The 20299-nt window shown below is 63.5% G+C and carries 19 protein-coding genes; 7 read left to right on the top strand and 12 right to left on the bottom strand.

Features of this window, described 5'->3' with window-relative positions:
* Nucleotides 1-31: 31 nt before the first annotated feature.
* The gene (locus EJ070_RS20955) at nucleotides 32-1360 is read right to left on the bottom strand and encodes an aspartate aminotransferase family protein (protein WP_126093036.1); all 1329 of its coding nucleotides are present in this window, start codon (nucleotides 1358-1360) and stop codon (nucleotides 32-34) included.
* Nucleotides 1361-1613: 253 nt separating this feature from the next.
* Between EJ070_RS20955 and EJ070_RS20950 the strand changes: the two genes are divergently transcribed.
* A complete protein-coding gene (locus tag EJ070_RS20950) occupies nucleotides 1614-2243 on the top strand; it encodes a TetR family transcriptional regulator C-terminal domain-containing protein (RefSeq protein ID WP_126093035.1) in 630 nt (209 codons plus the stop codon).
* A 248-nt stretch (nucleotides 2244-2491) separates the two neighbouring features.
* Here EJ070_RS20950 and EJ070_RS20945 read toward each other — a convergent pair whose 3' ends face one another.
* On the bottom strand, nucleotides 2492-3364 hold the full coding sequence (locus EJ070_RS20945) for a helix-turn-helix transcriptional regulator (protein ID WP_126093034.1): 873 nt from the start codon (nucleotides 3362-3364) through the stop codon (nucleotides 2492-2494).
* Nucleotides 3365-3467: 103 nt separating this feature from the next.
* Between EJ070_RS20945 and EJ070_RS20940 the strand changes: the two genes are divergently transcribed.
* Together EJ070_RS20940 and EJ070_RS20935 are read left to right on the top strand one after the other, a co-directional pair.
* Nucleotides 3468-4313 (top strand): SDR family oxidoreductase, encoded by an 846-nt coding sequence (locus EJ070_RS20940; protein WP_126093033.1) that lies wholly within the window; start codon nucleotides 3468-3470, stop codon nucleotides 4311-4313.
* The gene (locus EJ070_RS20935) at nucleotides 4310-5032 is read left to right on the top strand and encodes an SDR family oxidoreductase (RefSeq protein WP_126093032.1); all 723 of its coding nucleotides are present in this window, start codon (nucleotides 4310-4312) and stop codon (nucleotides 5030-5032) included. The genes EJ070_RS20940 and EJ070_RS20935 overlap by 4 nt, the downstream gene beginning before the upstream one ends.
* A gap of 314 nt (nucleotides 5033-5346) precedes the next feature.
* Here EJ070_RS20935 and EJ070_RS20925 read toward each other — a convergent pair whose 3' ends face one another.
* The 6 genes from EJ070_RS20925 to EJ070_RS20895 all read right to left on the bottom strand — a co-directional run bounded on the left by EJ070_RS20925 (nucleotide 5347) and on the right by EJ070_RS20895 (nucleotide 10727).
* The gene (locus EJ070_RS20925) at nucleotides 5347-5724 is read right to left on the bottom strand and encodes a DoxX family protein (RefSeq protein ID WP_126095852.1); all 378 of its coding nucleotides are present in this window, start codon (nucleotides 5722-5724) and stop codon (nucleotides 5347-5349) included.
* A gap of 63 nt (nucleotides 5725-5787) precedes the next feature.
* A complete protein-coding gene (locus EJ070_RS20920; protein WP_126093031.1) occupies nucleotides 5788-6246 on the bottom strand; it encodes a carboxymuconolactone decarboxylase family protein in 459 nt (152 codons plus the stop codon).
* 41 nt (nucleotides 6247-6287) lie between these two features.
* Nucleotides 6288-6806: an Rrf2 family transcriptional regulator gene (locus tag EJ070_RS20915; protein ID WP_126093030.1), complete on the bottom strand. Its 519-nt coding sequence runs from the start codon at nucleotides 6804-6806 to the stop codon at nucleotides 6288-6290.
* Nucleotides 6807-7197: 391 nt separating this feature from the next.
* A complete protein-coding gene (gene preA / locus EJ070_RS20905; RefSeq protein ID WP_126093029.1) occupies nucleotides 7198-8511 on the bottom strand; it encodes an NAD-dependent dihydropyrimidine dehydrogenase subunit PreA in 1314 nt (437 codons plus the stop codon).
* Nucleotides 8512-8513: 2 nt separating this feature from the next.
* The gene (locus EJ070_RS20900; protein ID WP_126093028.1) at nucleotides 8514-9878 is read right to left on the bottom strand and encodes an NAD(P)-dependent oxidoreductase; all 1365 of its coding nucleotides are present in this window, start codon (nucleotides 9876-9878) and stop codon (nucleotides 8514-8516) included.
* Nucleotides 9879-9992: 114 nt separating this feature from the next.
* Nucleotides 9993-10727 (bottom strand): gamma-glutamylcyclotransferase, encoded by a 735-nt coding sequence (locus EJ070_RS20895; RefSeq protein ID WP_126093027.1) that lies wholly within the window; start codon nucleotides 10725-10727, stop codon nucleotides 9993-9995.
* 392 nt (nucleotides 10728-11119) lie between these two features.
* Here EJ070_RS20895 and EJ070_RS20890 point away from each other — a divergent pair, with 392 nt between their 5' ends.
* Entirely contained in the window at nucleotides 11120-11896 is a 777-nt protein-coding gene (locus EJ070_RS20890; protein WP_126093026.1) for a VOC family protein, read from the top strand.
* Between the two features lie 254 nt (nucleotides 11897-12150).
* Here the strand turns inward: EJ070_RS20890 and EJ070_RS20885 are convergent, their stop codons facing one another.
* Nucleotides 12151-12639 carry a hypothetical protein gene (locus EJ070_RS20885; protein WP_126093025.1) on the bottom strand — a complete coding sequence of 163 codons (489 nt, stop codon included), beginning with the start codon at nucleotides 12637-12639 and terminating at the stop codon, nucleotides 12151-12153.
* Between the two features lie 199 nt (nucleotides 12640-12838).
* On the opposite strand from EJ070_RS20885, the gene EJ070_RS20880 reads away from it, so the two are divergent.
* On the top strand, nucleotides 12839-13231 hold the full coding sequence (locus EJ070_RS20880) for a DoxX family protein (protein ID WP_126093024.1): 393 nt from the start codon (nucleotides 12839-12841) through the stop codon (nucleotides 13229-13231).
* A gap of 24 nt (nucleotides 13232-13255) precedes the next feature.
* Here the strand turns inward: EJ070_RS20880 and EJ070_RS20875 are convergent, their stop codons facing one another.
* Together EJ070_RS20875 and EJ070_RS20865 are read right to left on the bottom strand one after the other, a co-directional pair.
* Nucleotides 13256-15697, bottom strand: coding sequence for an FAD-dependent oxidoreductase (locus EJ070_RS20875; RefSeq protein WP_126093023.1), 2442 nt, complete (start codon nucleotides 15695-15697; stop codon nucleotides 13256-13258).
* 222 nt (nucleotides 15698-15919) lie between these two features.
* A complete protein-coding gene (locus tag EJ070_RS20865; RefSeq protein ID WP_145967087.1) occupies nucleotides 15920-17458 on the bottom strand; it encodes a trimethylamine methyltransferase family protein in 1539 nt (512 codons plus the stop codon).
* Between the two features lie 213 nt (nucleotides 17459-17671).
* Here EJ070_RS20865 and EJ070_RS20860 point away from each other — a divergent pair, with 213 nt between their 5' ends.
* The gene (locus EJ070_RS20860) at nucleotides 17672-18262 is read left to right on the top strand and encodes a hypothetical protein (protein WP_126093020.1); all 591 of its coding nucleotides are present in this window, start codon (nucleotides 17672-17674) and stop codon (nucleotides 18260-18262) included.
* Between the two features lie 141 nt (nucleotides 18263-18403).
* Here EJ070_RS20860 and EJ070_RS20855 read toward each other — a convergent pair whose 3' ends face one another.
* Complete coding sequence (locus EJ070_RS20855) at nucleotides 18404-19339, bottom strand: LysR family transcriptional regulator (RefSeq protein WP_126093019.1); 936 nt, start codon at nucleotides 19337-19339, stop codon at nucleotides 18404-18406.
* A 127-nt stretch (nucleotides 19340-19466) separates the two neighbouring features.
* On the opposite strand from EJ070_RS20855, the gene EJ070_RS20850 reads away from it, so the two are divergent.
* Nucleotides 19467-20168 (top strand): NAD(P)H-binding protein, encoded by a 702-nt coding sequence (locus EJ070_RS20850; protein WP_126093018.1) that lies wholly within the window; start codon nucleotides 19467-19469, stop codon nucleotides 20166-20168.
* The last annotated feature ends 131 nt before the right edge of the window (nucleotides 20169-20299 follow it).

The raw sequence follows: 20299 nt of genomic DNA, 5'->3' as shown, positions 1-20299 counted from the left end.
TCAAGGGGGAGGGGTATCCGCGCCCAGTTTGTCAATCGATAGACCTCAGAACATCCCGAACATGGTCGATCAGTTCGTTGATCTGGCCCTTGGTGATGATCAGCGGCGGCGACAGCGCGATGATGTCGCCGGTGGTGCGGATCAGCGCGCCGCGTTCGAACGCCTTGACAAAGGCCGAGAAGGCCCGCTTGGTCGGGCTTCCGGCAATCGGCGCCAGCTCGATCGCGCCGATCAGGCCGATATTGCGGATATCGATGACATGCGGCTCGCCCTTCAGCGAGTGCAGCGCATCCTCCCAATAGGACGAGAGCTCCTCGCCGCGGGTCAGCAGGCCCTCTTCCTTGTAGGTGTCTAAAGTGCCCAGCGCCGCGGCGCAGGCGATCGGATTGCCCGAATAGGTGTAGCCGTGGAAGAACTCGATCATGTGCTCCGGGCCGGTCATGAAGGCGTCGTGGATCTCCTTCTTGACGAACACCGCGCCCATCGGGATGACGCCGTTGGACACGCCCTTGGCCGTCGTCATGATATCCGGCGTGACGCCGAAATAGTCCGCCGCGAACGGCGCGCCGAGACGGCCGAAACCGGTGATCACCTCGTCGAAAATCAACAGGATGCCGTGCTTGGTGCAGATCTCGCGCAGCTTCTGCAGATAGCCTTTCGGTGGCAGGATGACGCCGGTCGAGCCCGCGACCGGCTCGACGATGACGGCCGCGATTGTCGAGGCGTCATGCAGCGCGACGAGGCGCTCGAGATCATTCGCCAGTTCCGCGCCGTGCTCCGGCACGCCTTTCGAGAAGGCGTTCTTCTCCGGAAGGTGAGTGTGCGGCAGATGGTCGACACCGCCGAGCAGCGTGCCGAACATCTTGCGGTTGCTGACGATGCCGCCGACCGAGATGCCGCCGAAATTGACGCCGTGATAGCCGCGCTCGCGGCCGATCAGACGGGTGCGCGAACCTTCGCCCCTGACGCGGTGATAGGCGATCGCCATCTTCAGCGCGGTCTCGACCGATTCCGATCCGGAATTGGTGAAGAAGACGTGGTCCATGCCTTTCGGTGCGATGTCGACCAGGCGATTCGCCAGCTCGAACACGATCGGGTGGCCCATCTGGAAGGCCGGCGCATAGTCAAGCTCCGCGGCCTGGGCCTGAATCGCTTCGGTGATCTTCGGCCGGCAATGGCCGGCGTTAACGCACCAGAGACCCGCGGTGCCGTCGAGAACCTTGCGGCCGTCGCTCGTCGTGTAGTGCATGTCCTTGGCGGACACGAACATGCGCGGCGCCTGCTTGAACTGCCGGTTTGCCGTGAACGGCATCCAGAATGCGCTGAGATCGTTCGGCGTGACTTTCAGCCGGTTGGACATGACCAAGACTTCCCCTTGTAACCTGTTTCGGTGCGCTAACGCTTGGTCTTCCCAGCACTTGGTCTTCGCGTGGTTTTCATGCTACGCAAATTTTGACCGATTGGACAAACGTTAGCACCGCCCTGTCGGCGGTCAAGGGATTACTAACGGAAATGCGGCATCGAAAGCGCGCTCCACAGCTCAGAGAAAAACTGGTCCAGAGAATTGGTCCAGAAAGCCCTCGCAACGGCAGCCGGCAAGGATGACGGACACGATGGAAGGCTCAGCTCCCCGCCGCACCCGCATCCAGCAGGAAAAGCGCGAACTCATCCTGGAAGCCGCGCTCGAAGTCTTCTCCGCCAACGGTTTTCGCGGCTCGACCATCGACCAGATCGCGGAAGCCGCCGGCATGTCGAAGCCGAACCTTCTCTATTACTTCCGCCGCAAGGAAGACATTCACGAGACGCTGATGCAGCGGCTCCTGGACACCTGGCTGGCGCCGCTTAGGGAACTCGACGACATCGGCGATCCGATGACCGAGCTCAGGAGCTACATCCGCCGCAAGCTCGAAATGGCGCGCGACTTCCCGCGCGAAAGCCGGCTCTTCGCCAACGAGATCCTGCAGGGCGCGCCGCGCATCATGCCGATGCTGGAGGGCGAACTGAAGACGCTGGTCGACGAGAAGGCCGCCGTCATCAAGGGCTGGATGCGGGCCGGCAAGATCGCCCGTACCGACCCCTGGCACCTGATCTTCGCGATCTGGGCGACGACGCAGCACTACGCCGATTTCGACGTGCAGGTTCGTGCCGTGCTCGGCCCCGACCGCGGCGGCGATGGCCGCTTCGAGGATGCCGCCAGATTTCTGGAGCAGCTATTCCTTGATGGGCTAAAACCGAAGGGGTAGCGACTCGTCGTTCGGTTGTTGCTGCCGCTGGAGATTGGCCGCAGCCCCCTCAGCTTCGTCATCCACGGGCGGAGCGGAAGCGAAGCGGACGCGGAGACCCGAGGATCCATTCCATTACCTTTGCCGAGGGGTGCAGCGGTGCAGAATTCGGGACGGTAGCGGCGCCCCGAGGGCACGGAATGGATCCTCGGGTCTCGCTGCGTCGCTACGCTCCTTGCTCCGCCCGTGGATGACGAAGCTGAGGGACCTCACGCGCTGCGCCGCTCGACCGGCTGCGCTTCGAGCAGCTTCTTGAGCTTGGCGATCGAATTCTGCTCAGCAAGCGGCGTGTAGACGATCAGCCGCATGTCCGAGCCGTCGTCGATCGACAGGCTCATATGCTCGAACGCCATGGCGCCGGCGGTCGGATGGCGGACATGCTTCACGCCGGTCAGCCGTCGCGCCACGTCTCGCCTTGGCCACCAGTCGTGGAACTCCGGGCTCGAGCGCATCATGAGCGCGATCAGCCGCTCGAAATCCGGATCGCCGACATATTTGGCGCTCTCGGCGCGAAACGAAGCGAGCACCACGCGGGCGAGTTCTTCCCAATCGACCAGCAGCCGGCGATGGTGCGGGCTGGTGAACACCAGATGGACGATGTTGCGGGCATCGCCCTCCAGCAGGCCATAGTCGCCGAACACGGCCGCCGCCGCATCGTTCCAGGCCAGCACGTCCCAGCGCCGGCCAACAACATAGGCCGGCTGCAGGACAAGGCTTTGCAGCATGTGCAGCAGCGGACCGTCGACCTTTTCGGGCGCCGCCACGCGCCGCTCAGGCTGCTGGCGGCCGGCGAGGATGAACAGATGCCGTTTCTCGACGGCGTCGAGACGCAACGCCTCGCAGAGCGCCGTCAGCACCTCGACCGAAGGCCGCACGTCCCTGCCCTGCTCCAGCCAGGTGTACCAGGTGGTACCGACGCCGGCGATCATCGCCACTTCCTCGCGCCTCAGCCCAGGCGTGCGCCGCCTGGCGCCGGTCGCGATACCGATGTCGGCAGGCGACAGCCTTTCGCGGCGCGAGCGCAGGAAAGCGCCAAGCTCGCGGCGGCGGCTGTCCTCGGGAGAATGGGTCACGGCATCCATAAGGTTTATTATAGCAGTATCGATACCAGGATAAAGTTTGAACTGTTTGAGGCGCGCGCCGCGCCCCATTTTGCATTCAGAGCAACGTAAGGAGGCTCTGGACATGGAACTCAAGAACAAGACAGTTCTCGTCACCGGCTCGACCGATGGTGTCGGCCGAGTCGTCGCCGAAAGGCTCGGCGCCGCCGGCGCCCGCGTGCTGGTGCATGGCCGCGACGAAGCCCGCGGCAAGGCGGCAGTCGCCGCCATCGAAGCCAAGGGCGGCAAGGCCGAATTTCTCGTCGCCGACCTTTCCTCGCTTGCCGAGGTGCGCCGCCTCGCCGAAACCGTGCGCGCAACGACCGGCCGGCTCGACATATTGATCAACAATGCCGGCGTCGGCACCGGCGGCCAGGCTGCGAAACGGCAGGTGAGCGCCGACGGCTATGAGCTGCGCTTCGCGGTCAACTATCTCGCCGGCTTCCTGCTGACGTCGGAGCTGCTGCCCCTGCTCGAGGCAAGCGCGCCGGCGCGCATCGTCAATGTCGCCTCGGCCGGCCAGCAGGCGATCGACTTCGACGATGTCATGCTGACCCACGGCTACAGCGGCGTGCGCGCCTACTGCCAGAGCAAGCTGGCGCAGATCCTGTTCACCATCGACCTGGCTGAACAGTTGAAGGGCGCCGGCGTCACCGTCAACGCACTCCATCCGGCAAGTTACATGGATACCACAATGGTCCGGCAAGCCGGCGTCACCCCGTGGAACTCGGTCGAAACCGGCGCCGACGCCATCCTCAACCTCGCGACGTCACCGGCGCTTGAAGGGCGCAGCGGCCTTTATTTCGACGGCCAGCGGGAATCGCGCGCGGATGCCCAGGCCTATGACCAAAAGGCGCGCCGCCGGCTGCGGGCGCTCAGCCTCGAACTGACAGGGCAACCATCCTCGATATCCAGGGAACAGCATTCATGAGCGAGAACATCGAACACTGCGTGATCATCGGCGGCTCGTCCGGCATCGGCCTTGCCACGGCCAAAAGGCTGGTCAGCCCCACGATGAAAGTGACGATCACCGGCCGCAACGAGGAGAAGCTGAGAAGCGCCTTGATGAGCCTTGGCGGTACCGTCGGCAAGGCCGCTTTCGATGCGACCAGGCAGGATGAGGTCCGGCAGTTCTTCGATGATCTTGGGCCGTTCGATCATCTCGTTCTGGCCGCAAGCGGCGGCAAGGGGCTTGGGCCGTTCGCGACGCTTGACCTCGCCGACATCGGCAGCGGCGTCGACGAGAAGGTCAAGCCGCAATTGGCCTGCCTGCAGGCTGCTCTCCCGACGCTGAACAAAAGCGGATCGGTCACGTTCATTTCGGCGGTCTCGGCGCAGCTCGCGGCGCCCGGCATCGCCGGCATCGGCGCCATCAACGGCATGCTCTTGACCGTGGCGCCGATCCTCGCGGTCGAGTTGAAGCCGCTGCGTGTCAACGTGGTGGCGCCCGGCGTCATCGACACGCCCTGGTGGGACTTTTTGCCGGACGAGCAGCGGCAGGCGGTGTTTGCCGAATATGCCGGCAAGACGCCGGTCGGCCGCATCGGCCGCGCCGATGACGTCGCCGCCGCGATCGCCTTCCTGGTGTCCAACGGCTTCATGACCGGCCAGGTGCTGACCTGCGACGGCGGCCTGCGCTTCGCGGCTTGAACCGGACAGCAATCGAAGGTCTGCGCCGCCCCTCATCCGCCTGCCGGCACCTTCTCCCCGTATAGTGACGGGGAGAAGGGAGCTGGCCGCCGCCTCGGCGCCTTTCCAGCAATGCTGGCGATTGGCGAAATCATCGATGACGGCGTCTTTCTCCCCGTCACTATACGGGGAGAAATGCCCGGCAGGGCAATGAGGGGCGGCGCCACCGTCGGCGATTGGGTGCAGCGACCGGCTCCTCCTCCGCCTTAACGTTGGCTATTCGGTTCACTAGGAAACGGCGTGGATGCCATCATGAAGGCGCAATAAATTCTTCGCTATGCGGCCTGCGCGATCAGCGCCATGAACCCGCCGGCCAAGGCAACATTGCCGACAAAGCCGTTGATGCGGGCCGCGCGATCCGGACCCTGATGGTCCCAGAAATTGTGGAACATCGGTGTCGCGACAATGAGGAACAGGATCAGGCCTGCAGCCGCCGGTGCGGTCCAAAGGCCGGCAACCAGCAACGCGCCGGCGACGACCTGCAGCATGATGCCCAGCCACAATGCCAGGCCCGCCTGCGGCACGCCGCGCGCCGCCATCAACGAGGCAACCAGAATTCTGTTCTGGATGTTGCGCAGGCCGGCAAAGACGAAGGCGCCGCCAAGCAGCAAGCGTGCGGCAAACAGAATCTCGTCCTGAAAACTCTCGAACATGTCGTTGATCTCGCAAATGAAAGCGCGCGAGCCTGCAACAGACTCGCGCACCACTCAAAATCCTCAGGCAGCCTTGGCAGCCGGCACTGGATGAATGGCCTGAAACGGAATGCACAGCCGGTTCCAGGTGTTGATCATGCCGAGCGCGACCGAGAGCTTGACCAGTTCCTCTTCCGAAAAATGCTCCAGCGTGCGGGCGTAGAGTTCGTCCGACACGCCGTTGTCGGCGATCAGCGTCACCGCCTCGGTCCAGGCGAAGGCGGCGCGCTCGCGCTCGGAAAACAGCGGCGATTCCTTCCAGGCGGCGACCAGATAGAGCCGGGTCTCGGTCTCGCTGTCGCGCCTGGCCTCGCGGCTGTGCATCTCGACGCAGAACGAGCAGCCATTGATCTGCGAAGCCCTGAGCTTGATCAGGTGCAGCAGGCTCACCTCCAGCCCGCATTCGTCGACGGCCTTGTTGAGCGCCGACACCGCCTTCATGATCTCGGGTGCCTTGGCATAAAACTGCAGTCTCGGTTTCATCGTCTTGCCTTCCAGGTTTTTGGGTGGGTTTAGAAGTGGGTCTAGATCTGTTTGGATAAAGCGGATTTCTGCGGCCGCTGGTGGCGCTCGACAAAGGCGCAGCTCGCGGCAATCGATCGGGGATCACCTTCCGCGGCGTAGTTCGCCACGATATCGGATAGCTTGACTTCGGCGAGTGCTGCCTTATAGGCGCGCTCGGCCTTCAGCATCGCGGCATTGATGCCGCAGGGTTTCACATAGGCCGAGGCGTCTATTTTGACCGGGCCGCGCTGGCGGATCTCGCCGCAGCGGAAGGCGGGCTCCCTGCCCTCGACCGCCAGCACGATGTCGAGCAGCGTGATGCGCTCGGCCGGCCGCGCCAGCCGGTAGCCGCCGGCGGGTCCCGGCACCGATTCCAGGATACGCGCCGCCGTAAGCTGGTTGAGATGTTTCAAGAGATAGCTCGGCGACAGGCCGAAGGCCTCGGCCATGGCGGCGCCCGACATGGTGCTGTTGCCGTCGACGCCGACAAGCATGGCGGCGCAGTGGATCGCCGCTTCGACGCCTTCTCCGAGCTTCATGGCCTGCCGCTCCTATTCATGGATATTTTTTATCATGGATATTTTTTATCTGCAATAGCCGTTAAGGCAACTTCAATCCGAAGGTCGGCGCCGCCCCTCACCTGCCTGCCGGCATCCTCTCCCCGTATAGTGACGGGGAGAGGGACGCTTTCCTGAACGATTTCGCCAATCTCCAGCGTCGCAAGAAAAGCGCCGAGGTCGCGGCCTGCCCCTTCTCCCCGTCACTATACGGGGAGAAGGTCCCGGCAGGGGGATGAGGGGCGGCGCCAGCTTCGACGATTGAGCGTCATGCGCATGATCGTCGCGCACACAAAGATGACAGCGGCGCGCGCAAAAAAAATCGTCCCGTGCGAGCACGGGGCGATTTATCCGAGCCGATAAAGACGAAAACCTACTCCGCCGCCACCTTGGCCATCGGATTGTTGGGGTGCGTCGTCCAGTTGGCATAGATCGGCGACACCGGCTTGCCGGTGCGTTGGTCCATCGCGCCTGCCGCGAGCGGCTCCATGGTGATGCAGCCTTCGACCGGGCAGACATTGACGCAGAGGTTGCAGCCGACGCATTCGGCCTCGATCACCTCGAAATGCCTCAAGCCGTCGACCATGCTGGTGATCGCCTGGTGCGAGGTATCCTCGCAGGCGATGTGGCAGCGGCCGCACTTGATGCAGGCATCCTGGTCGATATGCGCCTTGGCGACATAGTTGAGGTTGAGATACTGCCAGTCGGTGACGTTGGGCGTGGCGCGGCCGATGATGTCGGAGAGCGAGGCGTGGCCCTTCTCGTCCATCCAGTTCTCCAGCCCCGCGATCATTTCCTGCACGATCTTGAAGCCGTAGGTCATCGCTGCTGTGCAGACCTGCACATTGCCGGCGCCGAGCGCCATGAATTCGGCAGCGTCGCGCCAGGTGGTGATGCCGCCGATGCCGGAGATCGGCAGGCCATGCGTTTCCGGATCGCGCGCGATCTCGGCCACCATGTTCATGGCGATCGGCTTCACCGCCGGGCCGCAATAGCCGCCATGCGAGCCCTTGCCGTCGATGGTCGGCTGCGGCGCGAAACTGTCGAGATCGACGCCGGTGATCGAATTGATGGTGTTGATCAGCGACACCGCGTCGGTGCCGCCGGCCTTCGCCGCCCGCGCCGGCTTGCGGATATCGGTGATGTTGGGCGTCAGCTTGGTGATGACGGGCATGCGCGTGTACTGCTTGCACCAGCGCACCACCATCTCGATATATTCCGGTACCTGGCCGACCGCCGAGCCCATGCCGCGCTCGCTCATGCCGTGCGGGCAGCCGAAATTGAGCTCGATGCCGTCGGCGCCGGTCTCCTCGACCAGCGGCAGGATCGCCTTCCAGCTCTCCTCCTCGCAAGGCACCATGATCGAGGCGACCAGCGCCCGATCCGGCCAGTTCATCTTCACCTGCTTCATCTCGCGCAGATTGGTCTGTAGGTCGCGGTCGGTGATCAGCTCGATGTTGTTCAGGCCGAGCAGCCGGCGGTCGGCGCCCCAGATCGCGCCGTAACGCGGGCCGTTGACGTTGACGACCGGCGGCCCTTCTTCGCCAAGCGTCTTCCAGACCACGCCGCCCCAGCCGGCCTTGAAGGCGCGCTCGACATTGTAGGCCTTGTCGGTCGGCGGCGCGGAAGCCAGCCAAAACGGATTGGGCGACTTGATGCCGACGAAAGTGTTGCGGATGTCTGCCATGCTCATGCCCTCCCGTTAGAGGTCAGCGCCCGGTGGATGCTCTCGGCGGCGTCGCGACCCTGCGCCACGGCCGAAACCGTCAGGTCGTCGCCGCCGAAGATGCAGTCGCCGCCCGCCCAGACTTTCGCCAGCGATGTGCGGCCTTCCGCGTCGACCTTGATGCGCCCGCCCTCGAGCTCGATAGAGGCGACGCTGCCGTTGAGCGCCGCGGGCGTAAAACTCTGGCCGATCGCCTTGAACACCTGGTCGGCGGCGAGCGTCAGCCGCTCGCCGGTGCCGGCGAGCTTTTCGCCGTCGAACGCGGTGTATTCGAGCTCGATGGCCGACACCTTGCCGTTCTCGGCAATGACGCGCTTCGGCTGCAGCCAGTGGCGGATGGTGACGCCGTTGGCGGCGGCCAGGTCCTGCTCGAAGCCGGAGGCGTTCATATGCTCCTGTCCCCGCCGGTAGCAGATCGTCACCTCCTCGGCGCCGAGCAGCTTCGACTGCACCGCGGCATCGATCGCCGTCATGCCGCCGCCGATGACGACAACCCGCCGCCCGACCGGCAGGCTGGAAAGATCGCTCGCTTGCCTGAGTTCCGCGATGAACTCGACGGCGTTGGCGACACCGTCGGCATCCTCACCTTCGGCGCTGAGCGCGTTGACGCCGCCAAGCCCGATGCCGAGGAACACGGCGTCATAGTTGCGGATCAGGTCCGAGAGCTGGAAGTCGCGGCCGAGCGCCTTGCCGTTCTGGATGTCGATGCCGCCGATCGAGGTGACATAGTCGACCTCGGCCTGGGCGAAATCGTCGACGCTCTTATAGGCGGCGATGCCGTATTCGTTGAGGCCGCCGGCCTTCGGCCGCACCTCGAGGATGGTGACGTCATGGCCATGGCGGGCAAGGCGGTGCGCCGCCGCTAGACCCGAAGGCCCGGCGCCGACCACCGCGACCGTCTTTCCGGTCGGCTCGGCGCGCTTGTAGAACTGCTTGTCCTCGTCCATCGCGACGTCGGTCGCGTAGCGCTGCAGCCGGCCGATCTGCACCGGCTTGCCTTCCGCGACCTCGCGCACGCAGACCTCTTCGCACAGCGTCTCTGTCGGGCAGACGCGAGCGCACATGCCGCCAAGGATGTTCTGATCGAAAATCGTCTTGGCCGAGCCCAGCGGATTGCCGGTCGCGATCTGCCGGATGAACATCGGAATGTCGATCGAGGTCGGGCATGCATTCATGCACGGCGCGTCGTAGCAGAAATAGCAGCGATCGGCCTCGACCAGCGCCTCGTGGTGATCGAGCGGCGGATGCAGGTCGGAAAAATTGTCGGCATATTGCTCGGAAGACAGCCGGCCGCCGGCAATGCCTTCGATGAAATGACCAGTCGCCATTCCAGTTCCCTTTGTTTTCGTTTTGGGGAAGGCTAGCACGTTTTGTTTTTTTATCAATTGGTCAATTTTCAGCCAAGTCGCTGTAATGGCTAGATAAAAACTTGACAGTTGTTGTCATATTATAGCGGCAACTGCTGTCTCCGACGGCTCGCTGCTTGCGATCCTGTGGCCATGGATCGACCTGATCTCATCGGCGACCAGTTCCTGCAGCCGCCACAGATTGCGGTCACGGATGCCGAACGCTTCCAGATGACTGACGGTGTTGTGGAGATACTCTGCGCCGGAACCGACATGGCCGCACGCGCGCGCTAGCACCCATGCCACCTTCTCCAGCGGCTGCCCGAGAGATGTGCCCCTGCCGGTCACGCCGACCCAGAAGCCCAGCGCCCGCAACGATCCTTGCGCCGTGCGTACCGGGACCCATCTGACCGAGCTGACGGCCTCGTGATCGTCGATCTCACGCCGCAGCAATCTTTCGATCTGGGCCGGCTTCTCGCCCTCGGGCAGACGATAAATGACGCCTTCGCAGCGCCCGCCCCGTTCCAGCGCCATCATCAGGCCAGGCTGCGCGGCGCTGCCCCTCCAGCGCACCAGGTCCAGGCAGAAGGAGCGATGCCAGCCATAGGCCGAGGCGCGCCGCTGCTCGACCGATTCGAAGGCCGGCTTCCAGATCAGCGAGCCATAGGCGAACACCCAGAGCGGCCCCGCGTCCGCTTCGCCCGACAGGCGCAAGGCAAGCGCGCGGAAATCGTCGTCGTTCAACTGTGTCCATTCCCCGCTCGGGCCGGGATCGATCTCCTCCCGGTGGCACAGAGCGACAAGCTCGGGCGTGAGCGACATTCGACGCAATGGAAACAGGGCCCCTCTTTGACTTCAGCAAAGTCGAAAACCGCCGGACGCGCAAGATCGCGGGCTCTAAAGCGCGTCGCGCAGAACGGATTCAGGCGACGAGCTTTAGGTCTTTGTTCGATGCATGTCGTTCTCCCAAAACCGCTGCGCACTTTCGGGCGATATGCATTTGTTCGATGCATGTCGTGCTCCCAAAACCGCTGCGCATTTTTGGGCGACATGCATTTGTTTGATGCATGTCGTGCTCCCAAAGCCGCTGTGCACTTTTGGGCGACATGCATTGGCGCCTTGCCGTCCTCGATTTCTGGTCCAGATGTCGGATTTCTGTCGCCGAGATCGTCCTAGGATGGATCGAAGCGCGATCGCTGCCTGAACCGGTGAGGAGACCGACCATGCCGAATCCCCCAAAACCCTTCTTCTGGTACGAACTGATGACCACCGACCTCGATGCCGCCGAGGCCTTCTACACCGCCGTCGTCGGCTGGAGGGCCGAGCCCTTCGACAAGGCGCCGGGCATGCCCCGCTACATCGTTATGAACTCCAGCATGCGCGGCGTCGGCGGGCTGATGACGATGCCGGAAGACGCCGCCAAGATGGGCATGCCGCCGACCTGGCTGGGCTATATCTATACCAAGGACGTCGACGCCTCGACGAAGGCGCTGCAGGATGCGGGCGGCTCCGTCCACCGCGCACCGGACGACATCCCTGGCGTCGGCCGCTTCGCCGTCGTTGCCGACCCGCAGGGCGCGACCTTCATGTTCCTGCAGCCCAACCAGCCTGCCCAGCCGCCGGTGCCGGCCACCACGCTTGGCCATGTCGGCTGGCACGAGCTTTACACCTCGGACAGGAAGGCGGCGTTCGACTTCTATTCAAGCCAGTTCGGCTGGGAGAGCGCCGGTCAGTTCGACATGGGCGAGATGGGCATCTACCAGACGTTCGGCGCCGGACCTGAGTCCGGCGGCGGCATGATGAACAAGCCGCCGCAGATCCCGGTCCCGGTCTGGCAGTTCTATTTCAACGTCGACGCCATCGATGCCGCCGCCAAGCGCGTCACCGACAATGGCGGCAAGGTCCTGATGGGGCCGATGGAAGTGCCCAGCGCGCAGTGGGTCGTCCAGTGCCAGGACTCGCAGGGCGCGCATTTCGCGCTGCTGGCACCCGTGCGGTAGAATTGCCGATGTCTCCTGGGGGCGGGACAATCGCATATGGCGGCGACAGTCCCCCACTCCGGCCGCTGCGCGGCCACCTCTCCCATGAACATGGGGGAGAGGTGGCTCGGCGAAGCCGAGACGGAGTGGGGGAGCGCCATGTGCGATTGCCCTGCCCCTCGTGGGAAGACGTGCGGTCCACCCTCCACAATTACCGCGAAGGATAGACAGAACAGAGGGGGCGCTTGTCCCGCCGGCGCTGGCCCTCCCAGGTGTCACTCCGGCGTCAGCACCGCCACTTTGAGGTCGGGCGTCTTCGCGCCGCTGAGCTGCACCGTGGCCGGACCGGCGGACAGCTTGAAGCGTACGCTCTTGCGAATGCCCGGGCAGGTCTTCACGCCGCTGAAACCCGCCGACTTCACGGCATGGCCGTCCTGCACGATATCGATCCAGGCCTCATCGGACAGGCTGAACTGGAGCTCGCCTTCAGGCGGCACGGTCACGCTTGCAGTCGCGCCGAACGTGCCGGCTGCCGGTGCACGTTGCGGCGGCACTTCAAAGCTGACCACGTCGACCGCTGCGAGCGAGAAATCCACCGCTTGCCCGACCGCTAGCGTAGCGCCGGACTGCGCGGCTGGCGCCGCCGGAAACAGAGCCTGCTCTCGCGTGACCGGCCATTTGAAGGAATCGCAGCCCGCGTCGCCGGCCATGGCGAAGCTCGTGCCTGCAAGGAGTGCGAATAGGCTGATGGCGACTTTTTTCATGGCAAAGGGATTCCCGCATGGTTTGGTGTATCCGAATATCAATACAACCACAGGGAGACAATTGCAACTATTGCGAGAGCGCACCAGACCGATGAAACCATGCCACTCACCGAATGTTGACGGCAGGCGGAGGGAAGTGAGTGGTCCATTGTCGCACGATAACTTATGGCCAGTCGCGAGGGGTAAAATGGAGTTTTAGATGAAGCTTTTCGAAGGCCTTGCCCAATACCGACCGCAGGCTCTGGGCGCACTCCGCACCATGACCGCCTTGCAGTTCATCGAACATGGCTCACAGAAGCTGTTCAACTTCCCGATCAGCGCCGAGCCGCATGCCCTCACCGGGCTGACGACGGCTGCCGCCATTCTCGAATTCGCCGGCGGCATCCTGCTGGCCCTTGGCCTTTTCACCCGCCCGGTCGCCTTCCTTCTCGCCGGAGAAATGGCGATCGCCTATTTCATGGCGCACATGCCGCGCGACTTCTTTCCGGTCAACAACGGCGGCGACGCGGCGATCTCGTTCTGCTTCATCTTCCTCTATCTGATCTTCGCCGGCCCCGGCGCCTTCGCGCTGGACAACCGCCGCAGTGCCTGATCTGCCTAGACATCCGCGCCTGGTTCAGGCGCGCATCCGCTCGAAATTGGCATCGAACAGCGGCGCGGTCTGGACGCGCGCCGCATGGCGCTTGCCGAGGATCTCGATCTCGAAGCCGTCCGGTCTGTCGGCGATCTCCTTCGGTACGTAGCCCATGGCAACCGACTTCTTCGAATGGTGGGCGTAGCCGCCCGAGGTGACCCAGCCGCGCACGGCGCCATCATGCCATATCGCCTCGTCGCCGATGACATCGGCATCGTCTGCCTCGACGATGAAGGCGCGCAGCCTCAGCTTGCCGCCTTGCTTGCGCTCGATGAGCGCTGCTTCCTTGCCGATGAAGTCAACCTCCTTGCCATAGGCGACGAACCGGTCGAGTCCGGCCTCCAGCGGCCCATAAATCGGCCGGTATTCACGCGCCCATGAGCCATAGTTCTTTTCGAGCCTGAGCGCATTGAGCGCGCGCGAGCCGAACAGGCCGATGCCGAATTCCTCGCCTGCTGCCATCAGCGCCTGGTACGCGGCACGCTGATATTCCGGTGCCACCCAGATCTCGTAGCCGAGATCGCCGGTATAGCTGACGCGGCCGACCAGGCAGGGCGCCATGCCGATATCCATCCTCGCAACCGCCATGAACGGGAACGCGGCGTTGGAGACATCGGTGCGGGTGACTTTGGCCAGCATCTCCCTCGCCTTCGGGCCTGCGATGGCAAGGCCGGCGAGCTTCTGCCCCAGCGCCTCGATGCGCACCGAGCCGTCCTTGGGCAGATGCGCCTCGAAGCAGCGCATATGGTACTGCTCGGCTATGCCGGAGCCGGCGATGAACCATTCGTTGCTGTTGGTATTGGGGGCGCCGACATTGGCAAGCGTGAAATCGCCGATCAGCTTGCCATCTTCCTTCAGCATCGGCGCCAGCGTCATGCGGCCAGGCTTGGGTAATTTGCAGGCGAGCACGTGGTCCAGCCAGGCCGCGGCGCCCTCGCCCGAGACCTTGTATTTGGCGAAGCTCGAAATCTCCGACAGGCCGACGCCGTTGCGAACGGCAGCGACCTCGCTTGCGACATGGTCGAAGTCGCTCGAGCGTCGCCAAGAGAACTCGTCCTTGACGCCTTCGGGCGCATACCAGAGCGGCACTTCCAGCCCATAGGCCACGCCCCATTGCGCACCCTTGGCCGACAGCGTGTCGTAGAGAGGCGTCGTCTTCAGTGGACGCCCCGCGGGCAGCTCTTCATTCGGGAAGCGGATCGAGAAGCGCCGCGAGTAATTCTCGCGCACCTTGGCATTGGTGTAGGCCATCGTCGCCCAGTCGCCATAGCGTGCGACGTCCATCGCCCAGATATCGGCGCCGGGATCGCCTTCGATCATCCAGTTGGAGAGCGCGAGGCCAACGCCGCCCCCTTGAGAAAAGCCCGCCATGACGCCGCAGGCGACCCAGAAGCCCGGCAGGCCGCGCACCGGGCCGACCAGCGGATTGCCGTCCGGTGCAAAGGTGAACGGGCCATTGATGATCTGCTTGATGCCCGTGTTCTGGAAGGCTGGAAAATGGCGGAAGCCGACTTCCAGCGACGGCGCGATTCGGTCGATATCCGGCTCCAGCAGCTCATGGCCGAAATTCCAAGGTGTGGAGAATTCGGACCAGACCTTGTTCGCCTTTTCATAGGTGCCCATCAGCATGCCGCCGCGCTCCTGGCGCAGATAGAGCTCGCCGTCGAAATCGACCGCGTGGATGATCTCGGTACCGGTCTTCTTGTTCCAGTCGGCGACCTCCGGCATGTCCTCGGTGATCAGGTACATGTGTTCCATCGCCAGCACCGGCAGCTCGAGCCCAACCATGCGGCCGACCTCGCGCGCCCACAGCCCGCCGGCATTGACGACATGCTCAGCGATCACCTCGCCCTTGTTGGTGATGACGCGCCACAAGCCGTCAGGCCGGCGCACGATGTCCTCGACCTTGGTGAAACGCTCCACCTCGGCGCCCAGTTTCCGCGCCGCCTTGGCATAGGCATGCGTCACGCCCGACGGGTCGAGATGGCCGTCCTCCTTGTTGCGCACCGCGCCGACGAATTGCTTTGGATCGAGGAGCGGCATCAGTTCGGCCGCTTCCTTTGCCGAGATCACCTCGAGGTCGATGCCGAGATAGCGCCCTTTCGAAACGACGCCGCGCAGCCAGTCGAGCCGCGCCTCGGTCGCCGCCAAAAGCACGCCGCCGGTGAGGTGCACGCCCGTCGCCTGGCCGGAAAGCTCCTCGATCTCCTTGTAGAGCGAGATCGTGTATTTCTGCAGCTTGGCGACGTTGGGGTCGCCATTGATGGTGTGCATGCCGCCGGCCGCATGCCAGGTCGAGCCCGAGGTCAGCTCGTCGCGCTCCAGAAGCACGACATCGGTCCAACCGTGGCGGGCGAGATGGAACAGCACCGAGCATCCGACGACACCGCCCCCGATGACCACGACCTTTGCATGCGATTTCATGGGTTCTTCTCGTTGGTTCAGTGAGTTGGATTGGTGAGCGGATTCAGAATGGGAGGCAGTTGTCTCTCCGCAAAAGTCGGCGCTGCCCCTCACCCTTACCCTCTCCCCGTGAAGAACGGGGAGAGGGGGGCGTCAGCGTCGGAGCTTGTCCCTTCTCCCCGTCCTTCACGGGGAGAAGGTGCCGGCAGGCGGATGAGGGGCTGCGCCAGCGTTCCAAAACCATCACGGCTCGCCCTGCCCGATCGCTTCCTTGCGGCGTGCGACATAGGCTTCGAGCGCCTCGCGCACGGCGGGGTCCATGGCCGGCTGGACATATTCCTCCAGCGCCTTTTTCCAGAGCCGCGTCGCGCGCGCCGTAGCGTCGAGCGCGCCGGCCTCCTGCCATGCTTCGTAGTTCCGCCAGTTGGAAAGCATGGGCTGATAGAAGGCGGTTGCGTAGCGCTCCAGCGTATGCGGCTCACCGAAGAAGTGACCCCCGGTCGGCACCGCGCCCAGCGCCTCGACCGCAAGCTCTGCCTCATCGACCACGATCGGCCGCAGGAATTCCATCATATGCTGGATCATCTCGACGTCGATGATGAGCTTCTCGAACGACGCCGTCAGCCCGCCTTCCTGCCAGCCGGCAGCGTGGTAGACGAGATTGCCGTGGCCGAGCACTGCGCCCCACAGCGCCATCAGCGTCTCATAGGCGCCTTGCGCGTCGGCGGCATTGGAGGCCGAGCCGGGCGTCGTCCGGTACGGCAGATTATAGCGACGCGCCAATTGCCCGGAGGCGATGTTGGCTTTGGTGTTTTCCGGCGTGCCGAAAGCCGGCGCGCCGGACTTCATGTCGACATTGGAGGTGAAGGCGCCGTACATCACCGGCGCGCCGGGGCGCACAAGCTGCGTCAGCACGATTCCGAACAGCGCCTCGGCATTCTGCTGCGCCAGCGCACCGGCAAGCGTCACCGGACTCATCGCCCCCATCAGCGTGAACGGCGTCACCGCCACCGACTGACCGAACTCGGCCATGGTCATCAACCCTTCGGCCATCATCTCGTCGAAGCGGCGCGGCGAGTTGACGGAAATGATCGTCGCGATGCCCGGATCCTCGCTCATCTGCTCGAGCGTCAGTCCGCGTGAGATGGCCATCATCTCGATGCCGTCCAGCGCCCTGCCCCGGCCGATCGCCGAGACGTGGAAGCATTTGTCGGTCAGCGTCAGATTGGCGAAATAGGTGTCGAGATGGCGCGAGTTCGCCGGAAGCTCGATCGGCGCGCAGACCTGGTTGCCGAGCATGTGGATGCAGTTGAAATGCTGCGCCAGCCGGACGAGATCGCAATAGTCGGCGAGATTGCCGGCGCGGCGGCCGCGTTCCATGTCGTGCACATTGGGCGGCCCGGCGACCAGCGTGAAGTTGATGGTGTTGCCGCCGAGATGGATGTCGCGGGCCGAGTTGCGTGGGGTGAGCGTGTAGCTGGTGCGCGTCGTCTTCAGCGCCTCCTCGACCATGCCGCGATCGACGCGCACATTCATCGAGCCGCGATCGACCCTGGCGCCGGCGCGCTCGAACAGCGCCAGCGCCCGCGGGCTCATCACCTCGATGCCGAAATTTTCCAGGATATGCATCGATGCCTGGTGGATGGCCTCGATCTGGTCGGCCGAAAGCACCGCCATCGGCGGGTAGGGATTGACCACGCGCCGCTGCGGCAGTTGGGGAATGGCGGCGGGCCCCCTGTTGCCGGTCCGCTCGGCGCCGCGTTTTCGTCTAGGTTCCGTCATGCAGCGCATCAGAGCGCCGACGCGAAACGGCGGCTGTCAGGAATTCGTCATTTGCCGGCGTGATTTTAGCCAAGGCGGCATTTTTCAAAATCATTGGAAAGGAATACGACGCATATAGTCGAAATATTGATATCACCAAGAACGACCTGCCTCCGGCCGGCGTTAAGGAAGCTGGCAAGACTCCTTTTATGATTTCGGCCTATTCGTCTTCCAATGCGTAGGTCGAGTTTTAGTAAAATTGTCGCTGTCTCCATGCTGCTGGCGCTTTCGGCCTGCGCGACGGCGCCCAGCCATATCAACAATGTTTGCGCCGTCTTCGACCAGAATGACGGCTGGTTCGACAACTGGCAGTCGGCCGCGGAACGCACCGAGCGGAAATACGGCGTTCCCGTCCCGGTGCTGATGGCGACAGTGCGCAAGGAATCCGGCTTCAAGAGCAACGCCCGCCCACCGCGGACCAAGCTGCTGGGCTTCATCCCTTGGAAGCATGTCTCCAGCGCTGCCGGCTACTCGCAGGCGCTCGACGGCACCTGGTCGCAATATCAGATGGAAACCGGCAATTGGGCGGCGCGCCGCTCTCGTTTCGCCGACGCGGTCGATTTCGTCGGCTGGTATCATTCCAAGACCGCCGACACATTCGGCGTCGCCCGCAACGACACCTACAATCTCTATCTGGCCTACTATCTCGGCTGGAGCGCCTACGGCCGCGGCAATCGCGGCGACGCCGGCGTGCAAAGCTACGCGCGCGCCACTGACCAGATGGCCCGCGACTACGTCACGCAGTTACGGCAGTGCGGCAGCTGACGGCGGCTTGCGGCTGACGCCGGCGCCGCGCTCTTAAAGCGCGTCGCGTCGAAACGGATTCGACCGACGCGCTTTAACCCTTTGTTTTGATGCATGTCTTTGTCCCAAAACCGGTTCCCACTTTCGGGAGACATTAGATCGCTATCGACTTAGCCCAAGATCCTGTGAAGAGATCGCGGGCCGCTTGTACCAGTCAAGACCAGCCGCGGCGTGGTCGATCGCAGCACGAACTTTTGCGGAAAGTTGGCGTGAGGCCGGATAGACAGCGAACAGCTCCCGCGGCGCAGGGCGCCAGCCGCCCAGCGGTATGTCGATCAGAGGTTCCGCAGAATTCCCCAAGGTGAGGCTTTCCGGCAGGTAGCCGATCCCCACGCCTCGGCGAACCGCCAAGGCGCCGAGCGCTAAATCGTCAACGACCGCACTTAAAATTCGCGGTCTGATTGTCGTTTGCTCACTCCCGAGGTCAAACGCCCACGAGGCGATGGGCGGTGTAAGAACACAGGGATGTGCAGCAAGCTCCTTTGGGTGGGAAAGGCGCATTATCCCTGGATGCCGATCCAGAAACGCCTGACTGGCGCACAGGACGTAGCGAACAGGCCATAGCTTGCGCGCGATGAAGCGTCCATCCCGCAAAGGGCCGAATTGGAACGCCAGATCGACGCCTTCCTCGATGAGATCGGGGGTGGCGTCGGTCAATCGAATATCCATGACCAAATCGGGATGGGCCGCAGCGAACTCGAGGAGATAGGGCCCAAACATCTCGGAGCACGCGAAATGGGGCGCCGTAATCCTGATCGTGCCCCGCAAATTCTGTCCATTCGCCGACAAGGCGTCGGCCGCAGCCTCGATTTCATCCACCGCCTGACCACAACGGTCGGAGAACGCGCGGCCATCGTCGGTCAGACTGACGGCTCGTGTGGTCCGCCGCAAAAGCTGCGTCTTCAATCGGGCCTCGAGCGCGGCGACCCGGCGGCTCACTGTGCTGACCGGTACGCGCAGCGATCGCGCCGCGCCCACGAAGCTCCCTTCGCGGGCAACTCTTAGGAAGATGGCCACATCGTCATAACTGAGCGTCATTATCTCACCAGTGCAAATGTGATTTCAAATTATCTATGATTGTTGCCGATATCAACGCCTCATACCTTGGGGGCCAGGCGCTGCTTTGCCGAGCGGCGATGGCGATCAACGGAAACTGGAGGCAGGCATGCACCTCGGGATCATCGGAGCGACCGGCAATATTGGCCAACGAGTCCTCGCCGAGGCCGTCAGTCGCGGCCACAAGATCACAGCCTTCACCCGCGACGCATCGCGCTTTCCCGAAGATCCCGGCGATATCGTTTGGAAGACGGTCGACATCTTCAACGTCGACGATCTGAGCAGCGGAATGGCGGGATTGGACGTCCTCGTCAGCACCTATCAGCCCGGCAACGCTGCGCGCGACTTCAACGATACAGTAGCGCGCTCGATCGAAGACCCCACCGTCTATGCAACCGCCGCCCAGGCCCTTCTGCGCGCCATGGAGAACCATCTGCGTCTACGTCTGATCGTCGTCGGCGGCGCCGGGAGCTTAGAGGTCAAGCCGGGCCTGACGCGTGCAGACTCTCCTGATGATCTTCGCGAGAGCATGAAGCTGCTTGGTCTCCCTGAGGCCTATGCCGAGGCGGTGCGCGGGCACCGGGACGCTCTGAACGTTTTGAGACTCTCCAACCGCCTTTGGACCTATTTCAGTCCGGCGGAGGAGATCTACCCCGGCGAGCGAACCGGTCGCTTTCGCCTTGGCGGCGACCAGCCGATCCTCGACGAAAATGGGCGCAGCCGGATATCAATCGAAGATGCTGCGATCGCCATCGTTGACGAAGCGGAGTTGCCTAGGCACGTGCAGAGGCGATTTACGATCGGCTACTAAGCCTGAGCCACTTCCAATTGGGGCTGTTGAAGTCAGCGCCGCCCGCCTAATGCATGTCGCCCAAAAGTGCGCAGCGGTTTGGGAGAACGACATGCATCAAAACAAAGACTGAAGCGCGTCGCCTGAATCCG

It is taken from the genome of Mesorhizobium sp. M1E.F.Ca.ET.045.02.1.1, from assembly GCF_003952485.1.
In the GTDB taxonomy this organism is placed as follows: Bacteria; Pseudomonadota; Alphaproteobacteria; order Rhizobiales; family Rhizobiaceae; genus Mesorhizobium.
Note: the sequence above shows the minus strand (reverse complement) of the source record. Positions and strands in the feature narration are given on the sequence as shown.